The following is a 22,677-nucleotide window of genomic DNA, read 5'->3' as shown; positions in this document are numbered from 1 at the left end:
ACTGGCGCGATGGCTAAGGCCGATACGCTCGCAAGAACAACGCCACCACTTCCTGCACATGGGCCTCGGCCGCTTCGGCGTCTTGCGGCCCGTCGCAGCCATATAGCAACCGGAAGTTGGCCGCGCCCTTGATCAGGCAGAAGAAATGCTCGGCGGCATTTCGAGGTCTGTCGATGCTCAGCGCACCGCTTTGGTTGACCTTGGCCAGCAGCCTTTCCATGCCTGACAGCATTCGCTGTGGGCCGGCCTCATAGAAAATGCTCGAGAGCTTCGGGTCCTGGCTGCCCAAGGTCAACATCAACCGATGCAGGTTGACCGATTCATCGCTGTTGATCAGTTGGTTGAAACCACGGGCGATGTTCAGCAACACGTGTTCAATCGAAACGCCATCGGCCCATTCAAAGAACAGCAGCGGTACCTGTTCCTCGCACTTGGCGATCACCGCAGCGCAGAACAGCGTTTCCTTATCGTTGAAGTGGCTATAGACCGTCAGCTTCGACACGCCGGCCTCGGTCGCCACCGCGTCCATGCTGGTGCTGGCGTAACCCTGGCTGAGAAACAGGCTTTTCGCCGCATCGAGGATGGCTTGGCGCTTGGCCAGATCCTTGGGGCGACCGGGCCCGCTGGGAGGGGAAAGATTGTTCGACATTATTCGCTTTTAATACTGGACTGGTGAGTTTGCTATTAATAACATACTGGCCAGTATAATTATTCCAAGCATCATTAGCGAAAGGTCATCCACCATGTTCCGCTATGTCCTGCCCCTCGCCCTGCCAGTCAGCCTGGCTTTTTTATTGTCTGCGTGTGGCCATGACGAGCCGGTGCCAGTCGCCGTGCGCCCTGCCATGGTGATCAAGCCCGAGCCGTCGGCCCAGGCGATGGACAGTTATCCCGGCGAAGTGCGGGCGCGGTTCGAGCCGGACCTGGCCTTTCGCATTGGCGGCAAAGTGAGCCGACGGCTGGTCGAAGAGGGGCAGCGGGTCAAGGCCAACCAAGCCCTGGCGGAACTCGATCCCGAGGACGTGCGCCTGGAACTGGAAGCGAGCCGTGCCCAGGTCGCCGCCGCCGAGGCCAACCTGAGCCTGGTGCGCGCCGAACGTGACCGTTACAAGACCTTGATGGAACGGCAGATGGTCAGCCGTTCCCAATACGATAATGCCGAGAACCTCTATCGCTCCGGTGCCGCGCGGCTCAAGCAGATCAAGGCGCAATTCGACGTCGCCAGCAATCAGGCCAGTTATTCGGTGCTGCGTGCGCCCCAGGACGGCGTAGTCGCCCGCCGCTCCGTGGAAGTCGGGCAGGTGGTGTCCGCCGGACAAACGGTGTTCACGCTCGCTACCGACGGCGAGCGTGAGGTCCTGATCAGTCTGCCTGAGCAAGGTTTTGGCCGGTTCAAGATCGGCCAGCCGGTTTCAGTGGAGCTGTGGAGTCAGCCAGATCAACGCTTCAGCGGACGCATCCGCGAACTCTCCCCGGCGGCCGATCCGAAATCCCGCACCTTCGCTGCTCGCGTCGCCTTCACTGCTGGCAGTGTCCCGGCGGAATTGGGCCAGAGCGCCCGGGTGTTTATCCAGGCTACCGACGAGGTGCCGCTGTCTGTGCCTTTGTCGGCCCTGACGGCTGAAAACGGTGCGACGTATGTCTGGGTGGTCAACGCCAACAGCACCTTGAAAAAAGTCCCGGTGCGGGTCGGTGCGTTCGGCGAAAAGACCGTGCCGGTGCTCGAGGGCCTCAACCCCGATGATTGGGTGGTGGCTGCAGGTGTGCATGTGCTCCTCGACGGCCAGCAGGTGCGGCCGGTGGATCGCTCAAACCGTTTGGTCAACCTGACGGCCAAGGAGTAATCCGCGATGGGCTTCAATCTTTCCGAATGGGCGTTGCGCAATCGCCAGATCGTACTGTTTCTGATGCTGTTGCTGGCCATCGTCGGCGCGCTTTCCTACACCAAGCTCGGCCAGAGCGAAGACCCGCCGTTCACCTTCAAGGCGATGGTCATTCGCACAGTTTGGCCGGGCGCGACGGCCGAGGAAGTGTCACGCCAAGTCACCGAGCGCATCGAAAAGAAGCTGATGGAAACCGGCGATTACGAAAAGATCGTCTCGTTCTCCCGCCCGGGCGAATCCCAAGTGACTTTCGCGGCGCGCGACTCCCTGCATTCGGCGCAGATTCCCGAGCTGTGGTACCAGTTGCGCAAGAAGATCGGCGATATCCGCCACACCCTGCCGCCGGATGTCCAGGGGCCATTCTTCAACGATGAATTCGGGACCACCTTCGGCAATATCTACGCGCTGACCGGTGATGGCTTCGACTACGCCGTGCTCAAGGACTACGCCGATCGCATCCAGCTGCAGCTGCAACGGGTCAAGGATGTAGGCAAAGTCGAGCTGATCGGTTTGCAGGACGAGAAGATCTGGATCGAATTGTCAAACGTGAAGCTGGCAACCCTCGGCCTGCCGTTGGCGGCGGTCCAGCAGGCCCTTGAAGAGCAGAACACAGTCTCCACCGCAGGCTTCTTCGAAACGGGCAGCGAGCGATTGCAGCTTCGGGTTTCGGGGAATTTCCAGACGGTGGAAGAAATCCGCAATTTCCCGATCCGCGTCGGCGATCATACGTTCCGTATCAGCGATCTCGCGGATGTGCGCCGCGGTTTCAACGACCCGCCGGCGCCACGCATGCGCTTCATGGGCGAAGACGCCATTGGCCTGGCCGTGGCGATGAAACAAGGAGGGGATATCCTGGTTCTGGGCAAGGCCCTTGAGGTCGACTTTGCCCGTATCCAGAACACCCTGCCGGCCGGCATGCAATTGCGCAAGGTGTCGGACCAGCCAGCCGCGGTGAAGACCGGCGTCGGCGAGTTCGTCCAGGTGCTGGTGGAAGCACTGACGATTGTGTTGCTAGTGAGCTTCTTCTCCCTGGGGCTGCGCACCGGGATGGTAGTGGCCCTGGCGATTCCGCTGGTACTGGCGATGACGTTCGCGGCGATGTATTACCTGGGGATCGGCCTGCACAAGATTTCCCTCGGCGCGCTGGTATTGGCCTTGGGGCTGCTGGTGGATGACGCGATCATTGCGGTGGAGATGATGGCGATCAAGATGGAGCAGGGCTTCGACCGGATCAAGGCCGCCAGCTTCGCCTGGACCAGCACCGCGTTCCCGATGCTTACCGGTACGTTGATCACAGCGGCCGGCTTCCTGCCGATCGCCACCGCGCAATCGGGCACCGGTGAATACACCCGCTCGATTTTCCAGGTCGTGACCTTGGCGCTGGTCGCCTCCTGGGTGGCCGCCGTGGTGTTCGTGCCTTACCTGGGGGAAAAATTCCTGCCGGACCTGGCGAAAATTCACGCGGCCAAACATGGCACGACTGACGGCCAGACCGACCCTTACGGCACGCCGTTTTATCAGCGTGTCCGGCGGATGGTGGAGTGGTGTGTGCGTCGCCGCAAAACCGTCATCTTGCTGACCGTACTGTTGTTCGTCGGCTCGGTGGTGTTGTTCCGTTTCGTGCCGCAGCAATTCTTCCCTGCATCGGGGCGGCTGGAATTGATGGTCGACCTGAAGCTGCAGGAAGGCGCCTCCCTGAGCAACACCGCCGAGCAGGTCAAGCGCCTGGAAGCGCTGCTCAAGGACCATGCCGGCATCGATAATTACGTGGCTTATGTCGGCACCGGTTCACCGCGTTTCTACCTGCCGCTGGATCAACAACTGCCCGCTTCCAGCTTCGCCCAGTTCGTGGTGCTGGCCAAGACCATCGAAGACCGCGAACCGTTGCGCAGTTGGTTGATCTCGACCCTGAACGAGCAGTTCCCGACCCTGCGCTCGCGGGTCACGCGCCTGGAGAACGGCCCACCCGTCGGTTACCCCGTGCAATTTCGCGTCACGGGCGAACACATCGAGGAAGTCCGGGCCCTGGCGCGGAAAGTGGCGACGAAAGTTCGCGAAAATCCCCACGTGGTCAACGTGCATCTGGACTGGGAAGAGCCGAGTAAGGTGGTGTACCTGAACGTCGACCAGGACCGCGCTCGGGCGTTGGGTGTCAGCACGGCCCACTTGGCGAGTTTCCTGCGCAGCTCCCTCACCGGCTCCAGCGTCAGCCAGTACCGGGAAGACAACGAACTGATCGAGATCCTGCTGCGCGGTACGGTGCACGAGCGCAACGAGCTGTCGTTGCTGCCGAGCCTGGCAGTGCCGACCGACAACGGCAAAAGCGTTGCCCTGTCACAGATCGCGACGTTGGAGTACGGCTTTGAAGAGGGCGTGATCTGGCATCGCAACCGCTTGCCGAGCGTGACGGTACGGGCTGATATCTACGGCAAGGAACAACCGGCGACGCTGGTGCAGCAGATTTTCCCGACCCTGGAGCCGATTCGCGCGCAACTGCCGGACGGTTATTTGCTTGAAGTGGGCGGCACCGTAGAGGACTCGACCCGCGGCCAGAAGTCGGTTAACGCCGGTGTGCCGCTGTTCATCGTGGTGGTGTTGACCTTGCTGATGCTGCAACTGCGCAGCTTTTCACGCACGGCCATGGTGTTTCTCACCGCGCCGCTGGGGTTGATCGGTGTCACGCTGTTCCTGCTGGTGTTCCGCCAGCCGTTCGGTTTCGTTGCGATGCTGGGCACGATCGCGCTGTCGGGGATGATCATGCGCAACTCGGTGATCCTGGTGGACCAGATCGAACAGGACATCAAGGCGGGACTCGCGCCGTGGCAGGCAATCATCGAAGCGACCGTGCGACGTTTCCGCCCGATTGTGCTCACTGCGCTGGCGGCGGTGCTGGCGATGATCCCACTGTCGCGCAGCCTGTTCTTCGGACCCATGGCGGTGGCAATCATGGGTGGCTTGATCGTGGCGACAGCGTTGACACTGCTGTTCCTGCCGGCGTTGTATGCAGCGTGGTTCAGGGTCAAGAAAACCTGATCAACAGGGGCACACCGAACCTGTGGCGAGGGAGCTTGCTCCCGCTGGGCTGCGCAGCGGCCCCTAGCTTTTGCGGTTGCTGCGCAACCCCAGCGGGAGCAAGCTCCCTCGCCACAGGAGCGCGGGAACGATCTCTAACTCAGAGAGTACCGAAAACCTTCTTCGCCAAACTGGTCGCCGCGGCCGCCGGGTTCTGGCGGATGGTGGCTTCCTGCTTGCCGATCATTTCGAACAAGCCGTCCAGCGCCTGCTCAGTCACGTAGTTTTCCACGCTGGCGCTTTTGGCATCCAGCACCCCGAGCGTTGCAGCCTGACCGGCGAAGGCGTTGTATTTTTGAGCCAGGCCGACCTTGTCGGTGGCTTGCTTGACGATGGGCAGGAACTTGGCGCGGATCTGCTCACGGCTGCTTTTGTTCAGGTATTGGGTGGCCGATTCGTTCCCACCGCTCAAGATACCCTTGGCATCGGTCACGCTCATGTTCTTCACCGCGTCGACCAGGATCGGCTGGGCCTGGACCACTGCGGCTTCGGCAGCCTGGTTCATGCTGGTTTCCAGTTGATCGACCTGGTCGCCCATGCCGAAGGCCTTCATCTTGCTGGCGACTTTACCGAGCTTGCCGGGCAATTCGATCTTCACGTCCGGGTTGTTGCTGAACCCGCCCGGAGTGCCCAATTGCTTGACGGCGATCTGGGCGCCTTGGGTCAATGCGTCCTTGAGGCCGCCCGTGGCGTCTTTCTGGGAAAGATCACTCAGGGACAGGGCCATGGCGTTGGCGCAGACCAGCAGGCCGGCGCATAGACTGGTGAAGCGAAGGGTAGAGCGGAGCATGACAGCGTCCTTGAACAAGGTTTGGAAAGGAATCAGGGGGTGGCGTTGACGCGAATCTTCAACGGCTGCGGATCTTTGCCATCGAGCAGTACGGCGTGCTGTTCGGTGGTGATGAACATCAACTGGCCGTCCACTTCGATGCGGGCGCTCACGGCATAACGATGGCCGGGCTTGACCTGGTTGGGATCATAACTGAGGTGGAACGGCAACGGGACCTGGCCTTTGACTGGGCCGCGCTGCTCATCGAGCACCACCGCGGGGGCGTCGGCCAGGGAAACGTCCTGCAGGCTCACGCTCAAGGTGGCGTTGGGCGGCAAGGCGATGCGTTGCAGATAGTAGACTTCGCCATCGAGGCTCGCGACGGAGGCGGCGGGTGGCGTTGATGATTGGCACGCAGCCAGCAGTGAAGTAAATGCAAGCAAAAGGATCTTTTTCATTTGGAAGTACCTTTCCTTTGACGCCAGCAACACGCTGGCGACAAAGGGAATCTGGAGGATTCGGCAGCAAAAATCCAGCCGAAACGTAACGACTCAGACGTTGGGTGCGATCGGATGATCAGTTTCAAGGGCGAACGATGGCGCCAGGCTCAGATCAATGTCGACATCTTGATTGCCTCCATTCCAAATGAAGGCGTGTTCGTTGTCTGCTAGAAGGTCAGTGCCTTCATGGTTGATCTGCATCTTCACCGAGAACTCATCCCCAGCGACAGCCGGGTCGAAATCGGGAACGATGTGGAAGGAAAAGACCAGAGGTGATCCCACCGGAAGCACGTTAGAGCTGATGCCGGGATAGGCGCCTGGCAGGCCGGTCGTTTTGTTGATGGAAATTGCATAGTCACCTGCGCCTGTTTGCGGGACTTGATAATCGTCTGGCAGACGCAGTGTTACGTTGATTGCGTGTTTCATGAATGAATTCCTTTTCAATACGTCAACATTGACGTGAACCCATCCTAGAGAGCTCTTCCAAAGTTCTCTGTAGGTCTTTTCTTCGTTTGACGTCGCCTTGGCCGCTGCGCAACGTCGGAGTACGCCTGGCGATTGACCCATCCACTCACCGGAACCGTTCCAGGGTCCACGGTGAGTGATCGGCCAAGGTCAACGGTCGGGGCTGACGGCGACCTCCGCGGCATCTTCACTGCGATGCAACGCCACCTGGCGAATCGACAAGCGAATCTCCGCCGGCAGTACCCGCTTGGCCGCGCCTTCGGCCAGTTCGCCGAGCAGTTCGTGGTAGCTCAGCTTGCCCGCTTCATCACGGCGCAGCACGTCGAGGTCGAGCATGGTCTGGATGAAGTGTCGGAATAGAGTCTTGTCGAAGAACTCCGGCGCGTTCAGCCCGTGCAGGATCGACAGGCGCTGGGCCATGACGGTGCAGAGGTCTTCCAGCTCTTCGGCGCTGACGGTGTTCTGGCCGCTGTTGAGCAGCAGCGAGACGGTCATGTAGAAGCGCTGCAAGGTCTGGGCGATGCTCTTTGACAGCAGGGTCAACAGCACGAAGTGCCGCGAACTCGGTGCCGGCCGCAGGTACAGGTCCTTTTCGAAACGCAGCAGGCCTTGTTCGACGAACGCGTCGAGCCACTGGTCGACCACGGCGTCCAGTTCTTCCAGCGACCAGCGAATGAACAATTCCGATTGCAGGTACGGGTACAACGCATGTGTATAGCGCAGGAGCTGCTCGCGATTCATGCGTGAGCTGCTCTGGAAGAAACTCGCCAGCAATGCCGGCAAGGCAAAGATGTGCAGGACATTGTTGCGGTAGTAGGTCATCAGGACTGCATTCTGCTCATCCAGATACAGAATCTTGCCCAAGGCATCGCTCTGTTCCGACAGCAGGTCCATGCCCTTGACGTGGTCGATCAGCGCTCGGCCGTCACCTTCGGGCAGGGTGGTATGAGGTGAATACGGCACTTTGCGCAGCAACGCCAGATACAAATCGAGCACGCGGGCCATGGCCTGATCGTCCAGGGCCAGGCGGCTGGTGGACAGCAGCGCCAGGGCGACGAGGTTGACCGGGTTGATAGCGGCAGCCTCGTTCAAGTGCCGGGCCACGCGTTCGCCGAGGCGGTGGGTGGTCGCGTTGAGCCAGGCCGGCTTGAACTGCGGGCCCAGCTCCTGCTCGCGCCAATCCGGCTGCTCGCTGTCGAGGAACTCCGCGAGTTTGATCGGCTCGCCGAAATTCACCGCGACTTGGCCGAAGCGCTGCTTGAGGGCACCGATGACCTTGAAGATGTCGAAAATCGATTCTTTCTTCTTGCTGGCCCCGCGCAGTTCGCCCAGGTAGGTTCGGCCTTCCAACACCCGCTCATAACCGATGTAGACCGGCACGAACACGATCGGCATGCGCGACGAACGCAGGAAGCTGCGCAGGGTGATGGCGAGCATGCCGGTCTTGGGTTGCAGCATGCGTCCGGTACGCGAGCGACCGCCCTCGACGAAGTACTCCACCGGGAAACCTTTGGTGAACAGCATGTGCAGGTATTCGTTGAACACCGCGGTGTAGAGCGGGTTGCCCTTGAAGGTGCGGCGCATGAAGAACGCCCCGCCACGGCGCAACAGGCCGCCAATCACCGGCATGTTGAGGTTGATGCCGGCGGCGATGTGCGGTGGTGTCAGGCCGTTGCGAAATAGCAGGTACGACAGCAGCAGGTAGTCGATGTGGCTGCGGTGGCACGGCACGTAGATGATTTCGTGGCCCTGGGCGACGTTCTGCACGCCTTCGATGTGGTTGACCTTGATGCCGTCGTAGATCTTGTTCCAGAACCAGCTCAGCACCACTTCCAAGAAACGGATCGCGGTGTAGGTGTAGTCCGAGGCGATCTCGTTGCCGTAGCGCAGGGCCTGGGCCTTGGCTTTTTCCGGGGAGATCTTTTCCCGTTCGGCTTCCTCGGCAATCGCCTGCTTGACCAGTGGCTGGTTCAGCAGGCCCTTGACCAGGTTGCGCCGGTGGGAGATGTCGGGGCCGATGACCGCAGCTTTCAGATTGCGGAAATGCACCCGCAGGATCCGCTGGGCCATGCGCACGGTGCGCTCGTGGCCCTTGTCATGTTCGATCAGCTCGCGCAGGTGGATCGGCGCGGAGAATTGCACGCGGGTCTTGCGGCCCAGGATCATGATGCTCAACAGGCGGCGCAGGCGCCCGGTGACGGCCCAGCTGTCGGCGAACAACAGCTTCCAGGGGCTGGATTCGCTGTCGGGCGACTGCCCCCAGAACACGCTGACCGGAATGATCTGCGCGTCTTCGGCGGCGTTGTGGGTCAGCACATCGACCAGCCGGGTCAGGGTGGGGGGCGCGCCGCGTTTGTCCTGGCGCCCGAGCCAGTCCGGCGCCGGCGTGAGGTAAAAGAACGCCGCTGGTTCCAACAGGTCGCCTACCGATACGGGCAGGACGGGGCGCGGCAGGCCGGCCTTGGTGCACTCGGTGTCGAGCACCGCCAGGTCGGTGAGCGACGGGTCTTGCAGAACGTAAAATACCGGACGGCTGCGGTCGAGGTTGAGGGTGAAGGACGACTGGTTGATCGTCTCGGAGCGAACCCAGAGGTACAACAGTCGGCGCAAGGTGCCAAACACAAGACGGCGGAACGGGGAACGGGTCATACGGCTTCTGCATGAGTGGATAAGAACAAGCGGCGCTAGTGTGCCGGATTCACCGAAAATCGGCAAAAAAGCGCCGAAGTAAAGTCAGTTGAGAGTTTTTCCGGGTGCCATATACTCGGCCGTTACTGCCCTGGCCTCCTTCATGGACGGCCGGACGGTGACTGAAGTTCGTACGGCTTTGCCTTTTGCAACTGAGCAGGAAAAGCCGACCTAACAATAAGAAATGGGAGTGAGCATCATGGCAGCACGGGAAACCGGCAATGTGAAGTGGTTCAACGACGCCAAAGGCTATGGCTTCATCCAGCGTGAAGACGGGAAGGACGTGTTCGTGCATTACCGCGCGATCCGGGGCGACGGCCACCGTTCGCTGACTGAAGGCCAGCAGGTCGAATACGCAGTGGTGGAAGGGCAAAAGGGCTTGCAGGCTGAGGACGTGGTGGGGTTGTAACTCGCCTCGGTAGCCATGAAAAAATCCCCTGGGGGCGAACAGACTCGCTCCCCAGGGGGTTTATACGGTCATATGCCCACCGGGGCGATCAGGCCGTCTTCCAGGTAATCTCTTCTTCACCATCGGCACTGATCCGGATCCAGCGATCCGCCGATTCCTCGCCTTCTTCCTCGACCCAAGAGCCCGGCGCGCAGCGCACTTCCACGTTCAGTGCGGCGAAAGCGGCGCGGGCGCAGGCGATGTCGTCGTCCCATGGGGTCTGGTCGCTTTCCAGGTACAGGCTGTTCCATTTACCCACAGCCTTGGGCAGCCAGGTCACCGCAATGTTTCCAGCCTTGCATTTGTAGGTCTGGCCTTTCTGGACCCAGTCGCTGCACGGGCCCAGGGCCTGGCCGAGCCAGCCGGCGATAGCCTTGTGGTCGACGTCGGCGTCCTTGAGGTAAATCTCGATATCGGGTTGGCGCATGGATGTCCTCGCTGTGGTCTTGAAAAATCCATTCGCGGATTTAACTGGCCCCCGGCCGGTGTGCCCGGGGCCCGGAATAAAAAGGTTATTGAAGAACGAAATAATCGTAGCGCATCGACACCGTGACCTCGAACGGATCGGCCTGCTCGATCACGCTGGCGCGGCGTTCGGCACTGGCGCGCCAGCCGTGGGGCGTCATCGCCAGCAGGTTGGCGCGGTCCTGGCCACTGTCGAGCGTCAGCTTGAATTCGAGGGTTTCACTGTGATTGAGCATCATGCCCGTCGGCACCAAGGCCAGGTGCTTGTCATCGGTGTATGTGCGCACTTCGTCGTATAGCCGCTCACGCAACTCCATCAGATGGCCGGCGGTAGGGCCGACTTTCATCAGGCCGCCGCCGGGGCTGAGCAAGCGCTTGGCTTCTTGCCAGTCCAATGGGCTGAACACGCTGGCCAAGAATTGGCAGCAGTCATCCGCCAGCGGCACCCGGGCCATGCTGGCGATCAACCAAGTCAGTTGCGGGTTGCGCTTGCAGGCGCGCTTGACCGCCTCGCGGGAGATATCCAGCGCGTAGCCGTCGGCGTTGGGCAATGCCTCGGCGATTTGCGCCGTGTAATAACCTTCGCCACAACCGATATCCAGCCAGCGCCCGGGCGCGCGTTCAACGGCCAGTTCGGCCAGGCGCCGGGCGACCGGGGCGTAGTGCCCGGCGTTGAGAAAGTCGCGGCGAGCTTCGACCATGGCCTGGTTGTCGCCGGGGTCGCGGCTGTTCTTGTGCTGCACCGGCAGCAGGTTCAGGTAACCCTGGCGCGCGCGGTCGAAACGATGCCCGGCCGGGCAGACCACGCCGTTGTCCACCGCGTTCAGCGGTTCGCTGCAGATCGGGCAGGCGAGCATCAGGCGAGCAACTTGATCAGCGTCTTGTAGTAGATCTCGGTCAACACGTCGAGATCGGCCGCCAGCACGCGCTCGTTGACCTGGTGGATCGTCGCATTGACCGGGCCCAGCTCCACGACCTGCGTACCCATGGTGGCGATGAAGCGACCGTCGGACGTGCCGCCGCTGGTGGACGCCTGGGTCTCGCGACCGGTGACGTCCCTGATGCTCGACGACACGGCATCGAGCAGCGCACCCGGTTCGGTGAGGAACGGCAGGCCGGACAAGGCCCAATCGATGTGCCAGTCCAGTTGATGCTTGTCGAGGATATCGGCGACGCGCTGTTGCAGGCCTTCGACGGTGGACTCGGTGGAGAAGCGGAAATTGAAGACCGCCTCCAGGTCACCCGGGATCACGTTGGTCGCGCCGGTGCCGGAGTTGAGGTTGGAAATCTGGAAACTGGTCGGCGGGAAGAAGTCGTTGCCATGGTCCCAGTGCTCGGCAGCCAATTCGGCCAAGGCGGGCGCGGCGAGGTGGATCGGGTTTTTCGCCAAGTGCGGGTAGGCTACGTGGCCTTGCTTGCCGCGCACGGTCAGCTTCGCGCCGAGGGAACCGCGCCGGCCGTTCTTGACCACATCCCCCACCAAGGTGGTGCTCGACGGCTCGCCGACGATGCACCAGTCCAATCGTTCCTGGCGAGCCTTGAGGCGCTCGACCACGGCTTTTGTGCCATGGTGGGCCGGGCCTTCTTCATCGCTGGTAATCAGGAACGTCACCGTACCCTTGTGGTCCGGGTAGTCGGCGACGAATCGTTCGGCCGCCACGACCATCGCCGCCAGGCTGCCTTTCATGTCCGCCGCGCCGCGGCCGCAGAGCATGCCTTGTTCGTCGATGACGGCATCGAACGGGTCGAGCTGCCAAGCTTGTACCGGACCGGTCGGCACCACATCGGTGTGCCCGGCGAAGCACAGCACCGGTCCGTCATGCTTGCCATGGCTGGCCCAGAAGTTATCCACATCCTCGATGCGCATCGGCTCGAGCTTGAAACCCGCGTCGCCCAGGCGCTGCATCATGATTTTCTGGCAATCGGCATCCACCGGCGTCACGGACGGGCGGCGGATCAGGTCGCAGGCGAGTTGCAGGGTCGGCGAGAGGTCGGCGTGGGCCGTCATGAAAGCTCCGGGATATAGTGTGAACGCAAGGCTTGTATGAGCGCGGGCTGGCGCGCGCGAAATGGCGGTTATCTTATAGCAAAACGATAACGGTGGGCTCAGGTGCCGGTCAGTTTGGCCACAAAATCCACGGAGGTTTTGCTTAAATTGCTCAGGCAAAGCCCTATAATGCGCGCCGGTTTTCGGGGTGACGGTCATGAGTACAGAAGATCCACGGTTTGCCGGCATTGCCCGGTTGTATGGCATTGAAGGCTTGGAGCGCCTGCGGGCGGCCCATGTGGCGATTGTCGGCGTCGGCGGCGTCGGGTCCTGGGCGGCGGAAGCCATTGCCCGCTGTGGCGTGGGCGAGATCTCGCTGTTCGACCTGGACGACGTCTGCGTCAGCAACGCCAACCGCCAGTTGCACGCCCTGGACAGCACCGTCGGCAAGCCCAAGGTCGAGGTCATGGCCGAGCGGCTGCGCGGGATCAACCCCGACTGCACGGTGCACGCGGTGGCGGACTTCGTTACGCGCGAGACCATGGCCGAATACATCACCCCAAATATCGACTGCGTGATCGACTGCATCGACAGTGTCAACGCCAAGGCCGCGCTGATCGCCTGGTGCAAGCGTCGCAAGATCCAGATCATCACCACTGGTGGCGCGGGCGGGCAGATCGACCCGACGTTGATCCAGGTCTGCGACCTGAACCGCACGTTCAATGATCCGCTGGCCTCCAAGGTGCGCTCGACCTTGCGCCGCGACTACGGTTTTTCCCGCACCGTCACCCGTCATTACAGCGTGCCTTGCGTGTTCTCCACCGAACAGCTGCGCTACCCGAAACCGGACGGTAGCATTTGCCTGCAGAAGAGTTTTGTCGGCGATGGCGTCAAGCTCGACTGCGCCGGTGGGTTTGGCGCGGTGATGATGGTCACGGCGACGTTCGGCATGGTCGCGGCGACCAAGGCTGTGGATAAGATCGTGGCGGGGGTGCGGCGGCCGGCGGATAGGCTTAAGCCCGGCCGATAACCGCTCTTGTGGCGAGGGAGCTTGCTCCCGCTTGAGCGCGAAGCGCTCATAAAAACGGGACTGCTGCGCAGTCCAGCGGGAGCAAGCTCCCTCGCCACAGGTTATTGCGTCAGTTCGCGCATCCGCTTTAGCACCGCATTCAACCCATTGCTACGCGACGGCGACAGCTGCCGCGACAATCCCAGCTGATTGAACCAATCCGGCAAATCCACCTGCTGCAACTCTTCAGCGGACAGCCCGTTGACCCGCGCCAGCAACAACGCCACCAACCCGCGGATCAACCGTGCATCACTGCTGGCCGAAAACTGCCAGTGCCCGTCGTGCAAATGACCCACTAGCCAAACCTGGCTTTCACAACCACTGACGAGGTTCGCATCGCATTTGGCCTCGTCGCTCAATGGCGCCAGGCGCTCGCCCCACTGCATCAACAGCCGCGCGCGTTGCTCCCAGCCTGACGCGTCCTGGAAAATCTGCAGCGCGGCGTCGGCGTCGACCGGCAGTTTCATCGCAGCATCTCCAGGGCCTGATCCAGCGCGTCGAAGAACCGTTCAATGTCGGCGGAGTCGTTGTACAGCGCCAGCGAAACCCGGATCGCCCCGGACAGCTTCAGGTGCTTGAACAAAGGCATGGCGCAGTGATGCCCGGCGCGCACGGCAATGCCTTGCTCGGTCAGCAGGTGCGCCAAGTCAGCGTTGTGGATGCCATCGACCACAAAGCTGACCAAGGCCTGTTGCGGCTCGCCCACCAAACGAACGCCGTTGCGCGCTCGCAGGCCGTGAAGCAAATAGTCATGCAGCGCTCTTTCATGATCGATGACCGCTTGCTCGTCGATATCGGACAGGTAATCGAGCGTCGCCCCCAAGCCGATTACGCTGGCGATGGGCGGTGTACCTGCCTCAAAACCCAGCGGTGCCGGGCGGAAGGTGGCGTTGCGGAAATCGGCTTGCTGGACCATTTCGCCGCCGAACTGCCAGTGGCGCAGTTCGCCCAGCGCTGCGCTGCGACCGAACAGCACGCCCAAGCCTTCGGGACCATAAAGCTTGTGGCTGGAAAACACATAGAAGTCGCAGCCCAGCGCATCCACGTCATGACGGCCATGCACGATGCCCTGGGCACCGTCGACCACCGTCAGCGCGCCCTGGGCCTTGGCCATCGCCAGCAATGCCGGCAATGGTTGCCAGGTTCCCAGGACATTCGACAACTGACTCACCGCGAGCAGGCGGGTACGCGGGCCGATCAGCTCGGCGGCAGCGCTCTTGTCAATCACCCCATCGGCATCCAGCGGCAACACCACCAGCGACAACGAGCGGCGCTCGGCCAGTTGTTGCCAGGGCAGCAGGTTGGCGTGATGTTCCAGGGCGCTGATGACAATTTCATCGCCTGGGTTGAACAGGTGTTCCAGCCCGTAGGCCAACAGGTTCAGCGCCGAAGTCGCGCCATGCGTGAAGATGACCTGGCCGCAGTCCACCGCATTGAGCCACTGGGAAACCTTGAGGCGACTGTCCTCGAACGCCTGGGTGGCGAGGGCGCCCGGCAAGTGTTGCGCGCGGTGCACGTTGGCCGCGCCATTGGCATAGTAATGCGCCAGGGCGTCCAGCAAGGCTTGGGGTTTCTGTGTGGTGGCGGCGTTGTCCAGGTAGGTCTGGCCTTGCCGTTGCAGGGCGGCGATGGCCGGAAAGTCGGCACGCCAGGGTGAGGGCAGGAACATGGTGATCAGGACTCGTTTGGGCGGGCCGGGCGTCGATGATACGCGCCCGGCCGCTCCATTGGCACGGGGCTTAGTTGTGCGCGTGCAGTGCTTCGTTCAACTCGATGGCGGATTTGTGGGTCTTGCATTCCACCGCGCCGGTCTCGGAATTGCGGCGGAACAGCAGGTCGGGCTGGCCCGCCAGATCGCGCGCCTTGACCACCTTGACCAGTTGGTTGTTCTCGTCCAGCAGCTTCACTTTGGTACCTGCGGTCACGTACAGGCCCGACTCCACGGTGTTGCGGTCGCCCAGCGGGATGCCGATGCCGGCGTTGGCGCCGATCAGGCAGCCTTCGCCCACCTTGATCACGATGTTGCCGCCGCCCGACAGAGTGCCCATGGTCGAGCAACCGCCGCCCAGGTCCGAGCCCTTGCCGACGAACACGCCCGCCGAGACACGGCCTTCGATCATGCCCGGGCCCTCGGTGCCAGCGTTGAAGTTGACGAAACCTTCGTGCATCACCGTGGTGCCTTCGCCCACATAGGCACCCAGGCGCAGACGTGCGGCATCGGCGATGCGCACGCCGGCCGGGACCACGTAGTCGGTCATTTTCGGGAACTTGTCCACCGAGAACACTTCCAGCAGCTCGCCACGCAGGCGGGCTTCGAGCTGATGCTCGGCCAGTTCGGCCAGGTCGATCGCGCCCTGGCTGGTCCAGGCCACGTTCGGCAGCAGCGGGAAGATACCGGCCAGGTTCAGGCCGTGGGGCTTGACCAGGCGATGGGACAGCAGGTGCAGCTTGAGGTAAGCCTCAGGCGTGGACGTCAGTTGTGCGTCTTCGGCCAGCAGGGTGGCAACCAGCGGCTTGTGGCTTTCGGCCAGGCGGGTCAGCAGCTTGGCTTGCGCGGCATCAACGCTGCGCAGCGCGTCAGCCAGCTGCGAGGCCTGGGTCGTGGTGAACGCGATGGCCTGGTTGCCTTCGCTGTAGCCGAGAATCGGCGCGATGGCGGCGACGATCTCAGCCGACGGCTTGAGCAGCGGCTGTGCGTAGAACACTTCCAGCCAGGCGCCTTCGCGGTTTTGAGTGCCGACACCAAAGGCCAGGCTGAACAGGGTCGTGGACATGGAAATTACCTCTACAAAATGGACTGGGCAGGCTTACTTGATTTCTGCCGCATAAATATCTGGCTTGAAGCCAATCAGGGTTCGGTCACCGAGATCGAGCACCGGGCGCTTGATCATCGAGGGTTGGGCGAGCATCAGTTCGATGGCTTTCGTCTGGTCGAGATCGGCTTTACGTTCGTCGTCGAGTTTGCGAAAAGTCGTACCGGCGCGGTTCAACACCACCTGCCAGCCATGTTCGTTGCACCATTGGGTCAGGTGCTCACGGTCGATGCCGGCGGTCTTGTAGTCATGAAAGTCGTAGTGCACAGCGTGTTCATCGAGCCAGGTGCGCGCCTTTTTCATCGTGTCACAGGCTTTGATGCCGAACAGCTGTAAGTGCTTGTTTTCATTGGGCATGAATGCTCCCCCAAAACGTTCCCGGTATCGTCCTGAAAATCAGCCGACGATTATGCCACGTCGTTCCAATCAGTGCCTCGACTGTCGCGGCGGATCGGACGAGGCGGAACCGATGGCGCGGTGGCGGCCACACAGCTCAGGTAAATCCCGCACTTCTGCGCACAAGAGGCCCCGCCCATGGATTCCATCCCGCTGACACCGCGCCCTACATTGACGAATCAATCGCAAGAAACACTCCCGCCCCTTTCACCAAGATCTACCACCGGGACCGCCGCATCCGTCCCGATCGGCCCTGTCACGGCTGCACAGGACCTGGCAAATCGCACGGGTGAAATCAAGGCCCAGCTCACCAGGGTATTCGAACCGCATATGAACGGCGCCAATCGCGAGGCCTTCGAGGCATTGATAGACGATCGTTCGCGAACCTTGGCCAATGATGGCGAAACCGCGCAAAGCGTCGATGCCGTGCTGACCAAAGGCTCGCGGCTGGATCGCGCGGCCCATGACACTGTCGGTTTCCTTCGTTCGGTTCCCTTCGGCGCGGCCTCCATCGCGCTGGACTTCGCCCCGGCGGTGACCGGCAATGGCTCGATTACCGCTCCGTTGGCGCTGTCGGCGATTGCCGGCCTGGTCAGCAGCGCCTCCGACACGGTCGGTAATGGCCTGATCAAGCGCGCCACCAGCGACACCCAGTGGCTGGTGGCCGAAAATGCCGACTTGGAGCCCGTCATGCAGGAAGCCGCCCAGGCGGTGAAGCCGAGCCTGACGACCCAGGCTGTCGAAGGCAGCCTGACTTTCCAGACCTTCACTGCGCGAAACGTGTTGCGCACGGTTATCCAACCCGTTGTGACGAAGACCGTCGATGCGCAAACGGGCAGCAAGGTGGATTCTGTAATAGCTGCCATCGGTTCTCCGCTGTCGGGCATGGCCGCCTATGACCTGCAACATTCCATCGATAAATCGAAACACCGGGTTGGTCCGGAATACCTGTTGGGGCGCCAAGACTGGCATCAGCGTTACAAGGACCTCAAGAATTATGGCGTAGGAAGTGCTGCGATGGGCATTGCGAAGCGGGTCGGCAGCCTGCCGCTGGACGTGATACGCGATGGCAGCAAATCGCTGCAAGGCTTGGTTACGCCGACTGGCCTGGTCAGTGGTCTTGGAGCGTTGGCCGGCGGTATTACTGCGATCGGCATGGCCCAGACCGCTGCTGTCAACGCGGCCAGGGACGCCGGGTTCTCGCCTGCCGGTGTTGCGGCGGCTGGCAAGGCGACTGTCACGGCGACGATGGCGCCGGTGCTCGCCGCCTGGGTGACAACGGGAGTGATGACCCAGCCGTTGGCGGACAAGGCTTCCGCCGCGTTGGATAAGCTATCCGCCGGTCCCGCCCATCCGGATGAGCTGCAGGGGATGTTGCCCTTGGTCGAAGCGTCGACGGCCGAACGGATCGGGGAAGATAGCGACAATGAGGGCGACAGCGTCGATTTTGTTTCGGCCCGCTCGACCCTCAGTGCCGCTGAGCGAGCTGTTTAACTGCGGATGATCGCCGGTCGCTCCTGCCGCGAGGAGGTTAGGAGCGGCCAACGGACGGCTGCGCATTCAAGCCGCTGAGGTGCGACCAATGTGCAAGGGCAGCGGTCCACCTCGGCAGTTAATATGGCACTTCACCGGCCAGCTGTTGCCGGAGATGTGTATGGCTGTCATTGGAAGTCCGTTATGCAAAGCGCCTATACCGTCCTGATCCTGTTGATGTTGGTGGGCGTTTCGCGCCTGATCGGACGGCTGGTCCCGCTGCCGTTGCCCCTGGTGCAGATCGGCGCCGGTGCCTTGTTGGCCTGGCCGTCCCTGGGGCTGCATGTGGCGCTCGATCCCGAGTTGTTCCTGTTTCTCTTTCTTCCGCCGCTGCTGTTCTCCGACGGTTGGCGCATGCCCAAGCGCGAGCTCTGGCGCTTGCGCGGGCCGATCCTGACGCTGGCGGTGGGGCTGGTGTTGTTCACGGTGGTGGGCGCCGGCTATTTCATTCATTGGCTCTTGCCGAGTATCCCATTGCCAGTGGCCTTCGCCCTGGCGGCCGTGCTGTCGCCGACCGACGCCGTGGCGGTCTCGGCGATTGCCCGGGACCGCCTGCCTGCACCGCTGATGCACATGCTCCAAGGCGAAGCCTTGATGAACGATGCCTCGGGCCTGGTGACATTCAAGTTTGCGTTGGCGGCGGCCATCACCGGTGCCTTTTCCTTGGCGAACGCCAGCCTGGCGTTCGTCCTGGTCGCGCTCGGTGGCCTGCTGGTGGGCGTGGCCCTTAGTTGGGTGGTGGGGCGCTTGCGGGCGTGGATGGTGGCCCGCGGCTGGGACGATCCAGCCACCCATGTGGTGTTCATGTTGCTGCTGCCGTTTGCCGCTTATGTGCTGGCCGAGCGACTCGGCGCGTCCGGAATTCTCTCGGCGGTGGCGGCCGGGATGATGCAGAGCTGGCTCGACCTGCTGCCACGCCAGACCGGCACGCGGCTGCTCAATCGCAGCGTCTGGGCGCTGTTGGAATTCGCCTTCAATGGCTTGATCTTCCTGCTGCTGGGCTTGCAACTGCCGGACATCATCAAGGCCGTGGCCAGCCACGAAACGACGTTGTGGCCGACATTGTTCTACCGCTGCCTGGATGTGGTGGCGATTTTCCTGGTGTTGCTGGTGCTGCGGTTTGTCTGGGTGCAAAGCATCTGGCGTTTGTCGGGGCTGTTGCGGCGTTGGCGCGGCAAGGGCGAGCTGACCTTGGTGCCGACCGCGCGTTCTTGCTGGCTGCTGACTTTTGGCGGGGTGCGCGGGGCGGTAACACTGGCGGGCGTGCTGTCGGTGCCGTTGCTGCTGGGAGCGGGGGAGGCGTTTCCCGAGCGGGATTTGCTGATCTTCATCGCTGCCGGGGTGATTCTGTTGTCGCTGATTGCGGCCTGCATCGCCCTGCCATTGCTGCTGCGAGGTATCGAGAAAACCCCCGACGACAAACGTCGCAACGAAGTGCGTGATGCATGGCGCAAAACCGCTGAAGCGGCGATCCATGCGTTGGAGGTGGAGGAGCCGACTGAGTTGCCCAGCACACCGGATGCGGCCCAGGCGGCACTGGCGACTGAGGTCAAGGCGCGGCTGATGTCCGAATATCGTCACCAGCTCGACGTCTTCAACGACTCCGCCGAAGCCCAGGCACTGGCGTTCGAAATGGACCTGCTGGAGCGCAGGCTGCGATTGAAAGCTTATCGGGCGCAGCGACTGGAGTTGTATCGCCTCAGTCGTGAACACCAGATTGGCGATGACGTGCTGCGTGAGGTGCTGGGGGAGTTGGATTTGGCGGAGGCGAATTTGGGGTTGGGGAAATAGATATCGGCCTCATCGTCCAGAAGGGTCTGGGATCGATCACGAGTTCTATGAACATACCTTGCTCGCGATGGGTAAAGTCAAATACGAATGGTGGGCGATCCTGGTTTGAAAAAGCCCGGCGGGCCGGGCTAGTATCAGGCAGCTTTTACTGGCTTTATCAGGCTTTCTGCTGGGATGCCGAACATATCGTGAAGCTTCCAGATCATGGGCAGAGTTAACGAGCGCTTACGGTTGAGCACCTCGTATACGCGGTTCGTTTTTCCGATAGCGGGAGCAAGATCGGCTGCAGTGAGTCCAGATTGCTCCATGCGAAACTTGATGGCTTCAATTGGGTCAGGCAGATCAACCGGGAAGTTCTTGGTTTCGTAGGCCTCGATCAGAGTGACCATGACTTCAAAAGCATCGCCTTCCGGGGTGCCAAGTTCAGGCTCATTCTCAAACAGGGGAGAGATCTCTTTGAGAGCTACCCGGTATTCTTCATCGGTGCGGATTGGGCGAATGTTCATGATGATTACTCCATTTCCACGGTGTTTGCGTCGATCTCATCGTACCGACGATGAGTGCCGACAAACTTGATGTACACAGCGCCGAAGCGGTAGGCAATGGCGACCACCAGGCGGTAGTCGTTACCCTTGATGTTGAACACCACGCGGCGACTCTTGAGAATGCTTGCGTTACCGTATTGCGCCTTGATGTCGTTTGGGTTGGTCCAAGTGGCTTTTTCGGCATCGTCAAGCCAAGCCTTAAGCTGCTGTTCGGAATCTGGGTATTTCTCCCAGAAGGCTTTCAGATGACTGATGGCGATAATTCTCATGGGTGAGAATTTAGTCCCGTGGTGGGACTTTTGCAAGCATTCACAAGCAACAGCTTGCAGTCCTGCCGGACACTCATCCTTAACCTCATAAAAAGCAAAGCCGCCCGAAAGGCGGCTTCAATCGACACGCAACTGAGCTTGCTCTGCCCCGTCTGCGTGGCTGGGTCAACCCGGAGAGGGATCCAGACTCCTGCCAGCGTTCACTGGTGACGGGGCGATCATGGCTGCCGGTAATAGCGAATTCAAGCCAGCTTGATTCTTGAAACAGGGCTGCAAGTGATCTGTTGAGGTGCTAAACCTGTGAAATCAATGGCTTGCTTTAGGGAGACGCGTTTTATTTCTTTTCTTGTCTGAGCAGACAGATTGGCGTCTGTCAGACGCGCCGAAGTTTCCGACAAGTTTTTAAGGTTGTCCGTCGGAAGCGTGGGCTCTAGCCTCTGGGTGTCGCTGCCAATTCAGCGACCGGACGTGAGAATCCGAACAACACCTCTAGGAGCACGGGCTTCTGCGCTATCCAAGCGCGGGGCTTTACATACTTCAGCTCTAGGGAGCAATTTTGATGGACAAGAAAGAGACTCAAAACGCACCAAAGCCAGCCTCCACTTTCCCCTACGCTGACTATGCCCCCGAAAAGCTGCAAGAGGCAGCCGATCGTGTGTTGGATCAATATCTCAAGCCTGATGACGACAGCAAGTCAGAACCCAAGCCCTCAGTACAGTTATTCACTGTGGCTGACGGTATCGACACCGAAGTGTTGCTCGCCAACCTCAGCGAAACCCTGGCTTCGGCCAATGCGATGCTCAACGACCTTGCCTTCGATCAGGACGGCTCGCGACGGCATGTAGCATTGGGAGTGGCCCAGATGATTGAGTTGGGGATGTTGTTGGCGAACAAGTGCCTGGACCGGGTAGAACTTCGGACTTGGTGTAATAAATGCCGGCCTCATCGCGAGCAAGTTCGCTCCCACGGGGGATTTGTGGTGTTCACAGATATAGAGTCGACACCGAGCTCCTGTGGCGAGGGAGCTTGCTCCCGCTGGGCCGGGCTGGCGCTCCAGCGCGAAGCGGCCCTAAACCCGGGCAACGCGGTACGTCAGACAGATTGAGTTGACTGCTTTGGGGCCGCTGCGCAGCCCAGCGGGAGCAAGCTCCCTCGCCACAACAGCGCTTATGCGTGAGCCTCTTCCTGCTCAGGCACCAACCGTACTTCCACCCTCTGACCCAACGCACGCGCTGCGCTGGCAAGCGTTGCCAGCGTCATTCCCGCATCGTTCTGGTCCAGTGCGCGATCAACAGCAGTGCGACTGGTGTGCATCCGCTGTGCCAAGGCTTTTTTGGTCACTTTCTGAAGCTTCATCGCTTCGGCAATCTGCCAGGCAATAACGCGTTTGAGCGCAGCTGCGGAAACTTCTTCGGCGATACCTTGCTCGGCGAGGAAGTCGTCAAAATCAGATCCGATGTGCTTGTTCATTTGCTGTGCCTCATAGTCTTGCTTTGCGCTGCTTGGCGGTTGCCATATCGGTGGTTGGCGTTTTTTGACTCTTCTTTATGAAAGCGTGGAGTAGAACCATGTCAGAGCCCACCACAGTAAAGAGAACGCGGGCGATGGTATCTCCAAGGTCAATTCTGACCTCCCATAGCCCAGTGTCCAGCTTGCGAACCACCGGCATACCTATAGGCCAACCAATCTGAACGGTCTTGATGTCAGTTCCGATCATTCGTCTATGCTCGCGAGGCAGGTCAGTCAGCCATTCGCGAACGGGCTCATTCCCGGCGTCGGTGCGGAAGAAATGTACGTTCAGTATGGGGGCAATATCAACCATGAACGGAGTGTACCGAAATAGGTGCATTGCGCAACCCAGGTATTACTGAGGATTTGTACAGGGGGGGCGGGTGGTTGATACGGATGCTGCTGTTGGGGCCGCTGCGCAGCCCAGCGGGAGCAAGCTCCCTCGCCACGACAGCGGTCCGCTTCAGCGCGATAC

22 protein-coding genes and 1 pseudogene are annotated in these 22,677 nt (G+C 61.0%); 7 read left to right on the top strand and 16 right to left on the bottom strand.

Features of this window, described 5'->3' with window-relative positions; all coding sequences use genetic code 11:
* Window positions 1–13 precede the first annotated feature (13 nt).
* Window positions 14–649 (bottom strand): TetR/AcrR family transcriptional regulator, encoded by a 636-nt coding sequence (locus tag J3P82_RS20745; RefSeq protein ID WP_434558463.1) that lies wholly within the window; start codon window positions 647–649, stop codon window positions 14–16.
* Between the two features lie 94 nt (window positions 650–743).
* Here J3P82_RS20745 and J3P82_RS20740 point away from each other — a divergent pair, with 94 nt between their 5' ends.
* Together J3P82_RS20740 and J3P82_RS20735 are read left to right on the top strand one after the other, a co-directional pair.
* The gene (locus J3P82_RS20740; protein WP_434558462.1) at window positions 744–1,844 is read left to right on the top strand and encodes an efflux RND transporter periplasmic adaptor subunit; all 1,101 of its coding nucleotides are present in this window, start codon (window positions 744–746) and stop codon (window positions 1,842–1,844) included.
* 6 nt (window positions 1,845–1,850) lie between these two features.
* Window positions 1,851–4,916 (top strand): efflux RND transporter permease subunit, encoded by a 3,066-nt coding sequence (locus tag J3P82_RS20735; RefSeq protein WP_434558461.1) that lies wholly within the window; start codon window positions 1,851–1,853, stop codon window positions 4,914–4,916.
* 139 nt (window positions 4,917–5,055) lie between these two features.
* On the opposite strand, the gene J3P82_RS20730 is transcribed toward J3P82_RS20735, so the two are convergent.
* From J3P82_RS20730 to plsB, 4 genes are all read right to left on the bottom strand, one after another.
* A complete protein-coding gene (locus tag J3P82_RS20730) occupies window positions 5,056–5,745 on the bottom strand; it encodes a DUF4197 domain-containing protein (protein WP_434558460.1) in 690 nt (229 codons plus the stop codon).
* Window positions 5,746–5,777: 32 nt separating this feature from the next.
* Entirely contained in the window at window positions 5,778–6,182 is a 405-nt protein-coding gene (locus tag J3P82_RS20725) for a YbaY family lipoprotein (protein ID WP_434558459.1), read from the bottom strand.
* Between the two features lie 93 nt (window positions 6,183–6,275).
* On the bottom strand, window positions 6,276–6,650 hold the full coding sequence (locus J3P82_RS20720; RefSeq protein WP_434558458.1) for a hypothetical protein: 375 nt from the start codon (window positions 6,648–6,650) through the stop codon (window positions 6,276–6,278).
* Window positions 6,651–6,839: 189 nt separating this feature from the next.
* A complete protein-coding gene (gene plsB / locus J3P82_RS20715) occupies window positions 6,840–9,338 on the bottom strand; it encodes a glycerol-3-phosphate 1-O-acyltransferase PlsB (RefSeq protein WP_434558457.1) in 2,499 nt (832 codons plus the stop codon).
* A 238-nt stretch (window positions 9,339–9,576) separates the two neighbouring features.
* Here plsB and J3P82_RS20710 point away from each other — a divergent pair, with 238 nt between their 5' ends.
* Window positions 9,577–9,786, top strand: a complete 210-nt coding sequence (locus J3P82_RS20710; protein ID WP_434558456.1) for a cold shock domain-containing protein — start codon at window positions 9,577–9,579, stop codon at window positions 9,784–9,786.
* 88 nt (window positions 9,787–9,874) lie between these two features.
* Here J3P82_RS20710 and J3P82_RS20705 read toward each other — a convergent pair whose 3' ends face one another.
* The 3 genes from J3P82_RS20705 to dapE all read right to left on the bottom strand — a co-directional run bounded on the left by J3P82_RS20705 (window position 9,875) and on the right by dapE (window position 12,298).
* Window positions 9,875–10,252, bottom strand: coding sequence for a hypothetical protein (locus J3P82_RS20705; protein ID WP_434558455.1), 378 nt, complete (start codon window positions 10,250–10,252; stop codon window positions 9,875–9,877).
* Between the two features lie 85 nt (window positions 10,253–10,337).
* Complete coding sequence (locus tag J3P82_RS20700) at window positions 10,338–11,147, bottom strand: putative RNA methyltransferase (RefSeq protein WP_434558454.1); 810 nt, start codon at window positions 11,145–11,147, stop codon at window positions 10,338–10,340.
* Window positions 11,147–12,298 (bottom strand): succinyl-diaminopimelate desuccinylase, encoded by a 1,152-nt coding sequence (gene dapE, locus J3P82_RS20695; protein ID WP_434558453.1) that lies wholly within the window; start codon window positions 12,296–12,298, stop codon window positions 11,147–11,149. The genes J3P82_RS20700 and dapE overlap by 1 nt, the downstream gene beginning before the upstream one ends.
* A gap of 196 nt (window positions 12,299–12,494) precedes the next feature.
* On the opposite strand from dapE, the gene tcdA reads away from it, so the two are divergent.
* Window positions 12,495–13,307 (top strand): tRNA cyclic N6-threonylcarbamoyladenosine(37) synthase TcdA, encoded by an 813-nt coding sequence (tcdA, locus tag J3P82_RS20690; RefSeq protein ID WP_434558452.1) that lies wholly within the window; start codon window positions 12,495–12,497, stop codon window positions 13,305–13,307.
* A gap of 101 nt (window positions 13,308–13,408) precedes the next feature.
* Here tcdA and J3P82_RS20685 read toward each other — a convergent pair whose 3' ends face one another.
* From J3P82_RS20685 to J3P82_RS20670, 4 genes are all read right to left on the bottom strand, one after another.
* Window positions 13,409–13,813: a SufE family protein gene (locus tag J3P82_RS20685; protein ID WP_434558451.1), complete on the bottom strand. Its 405-nt coding sequence runs from the start codon at window positions 13,811–13,813 to the stop codon at window positions 13,409–13,411.
* A complete protein-coding gene (locus tag J3P82_RS20680; protein WP_434558450.1) occupies window positions 13,810–15,015 on the bottom strand; it encodes an aminotransferase class V-fold PLP-dependent enzyme in 1,206 nt (401 codons plus the stop codon). Before J3P82_RS20680 ends, J3P82_RS20685 begins: the two co-directional genes overlap by 4 nt.
* Window positions 15,016–15,085: 70 nt before the next feature.
* Window positions 15,086–16,120, bottom strand: coding sequence for a 2,3,4,5-tetrahydropyridine-2,6-dicarboxylate N-succinyltransferase (gene dapD, locus J3P82_RS20675; RefSeq protein ID WP_434558449.1), 1,035 nt, complete (start codon window positions 16,118–16,120; stop codon window positions 15,086–15,088).
* Between the two features lie 33 nt (window positions 16,121–16,153).
* On the bottom strand, window positions 16,154–16,516 hold the full coding sequence (locus J3P82_RS20670) for an ArsC family reductase (protein WP_434558448.1): 363 nt from the start codon (window positions 16,514–16,516) through the stop codon (window positions 16,154–16,156).
* Between the two features lie 369 nt (window positions 16,517–16,885).
* Between J3P82_RS20670 and J3P82_RS20665 the strand changes: the two genes are divergently transcribed.
* Entirely contained in the window at window positions 16,886–18,049 is a 1,164-nt protein-coding gene (locus tag J3P82_RS20665; RefSeq protein ID WP_434558447.1) for a type III effector protein RopAA, read from the top strand.
* A gap of 183 nt (window positions 18,050–18,232) precedes the next feature.
* The gene (locus J3P82_RS20660) at window positions 18,233–19,879 is read left to right on the top strand and encodes a Na+/H+ antiporter (RefSeq protein WP_434558446.1); all 1,647 of its coding nucleotides are present in this window, start codon (window positions 18,233–18,235) and stop codon (window positions 19,877–19,879) included.
* Between the two features lie 134 nt (window positions 19,880–20,013).
* On the opposite strand, the gene J3P82_RS20655 is transcribed toward J3P82_RS20660, so the two are convergent.
* Together J3P82_RS20655 and J3P82_RS20650 are read right to left on the bottom strand one after the other, a co-directional pair.
* Window positions 20,014–20,385 (bottom strand): helix-turn-helix domain-containing protein, encoded by a 372-nt coding sequence (locus J3P82_RS20655; RefSeq protein ID WP_434558445.1) that lies wholly within the window; start codon window positions 20,383–20,385, stop codon window positions 20,014–20,016.
* A 5-nt stretch (window positions 20,386–20,390) separates the two neighbouring features.
* Window positions 20,391–20,693 (bottom strand): type II toxin-antitoxin system HigB family toxin, encoded by a 303-nt coding sequence (locus tag J3P82_RS20650; RefSeq protein WP_434558444.1) that lies wholly within the window; start codon window positions 20,691–20,693, stop codon window positions 20,391–20,393.
* Between the two features lie 559 nt (window positions 20,694–21,252).
* Between J3P82_RS20650 and J3P82_RS20645 the strand changes: the two are divergent.
* A pseudogene (locus J3P82_RS20645) lies at window positions 21,253–21,615 on the top strand (DUF6124 family protein); the annotation flags it as partial.
* Window positions 21,616–21,860: 245 nt separating this feature from the next.
* On the opposite strand, the gene J3P82_RS20640 reads toward J3P82_RS20645, so the two are convergent.
* Both J3P82_RS20640 and J3P82_RS20635 read right to left on the bottom strand, forming a co-directional pair.
* On the bottom strand, window positions 21,861–22,163 hold the full coding sequence (locus J3P82_RS20640) for an XRE family transcriptional regulator (RefSeq protein ID WP_057448352.1): 303 nt from the start codon (window positions 22,161–22,163) through the stop codon (window positions 21,861–21,863).
* Window positions 22,164–22,173: 10 nt separating this feature from the next.
* Window positions 22,174–22,515, bottom strand: a complete 342-nt coding sequence (locus tag J3P82_RS20635; RefSeq protein WP_434558443.1) for a type II toxin-antitoxin system RelE/ParE family toxin — start codon at window positions 22,513–22,515, stop codon at window positions 22,174–22,176.
* Window positions 22,516–22,677 lie beyond the last annotated feature (162 nt).

It is taken from the genome of Pseudomonas sp. Z4-20 (assembly GCF_051131955.1).
GTDB lineage: Bacteria > Pseudomonadota > Gammaproteobacteria > Pseudomonadales > Pseudomonadaceae > Aquipseudomonas > Aquipseudomonas marvdashtae.
Note: the sequence above shows the minus strand (reverse complement) of the source record. Positions and strands in the feature narration are given on the sequence as shown.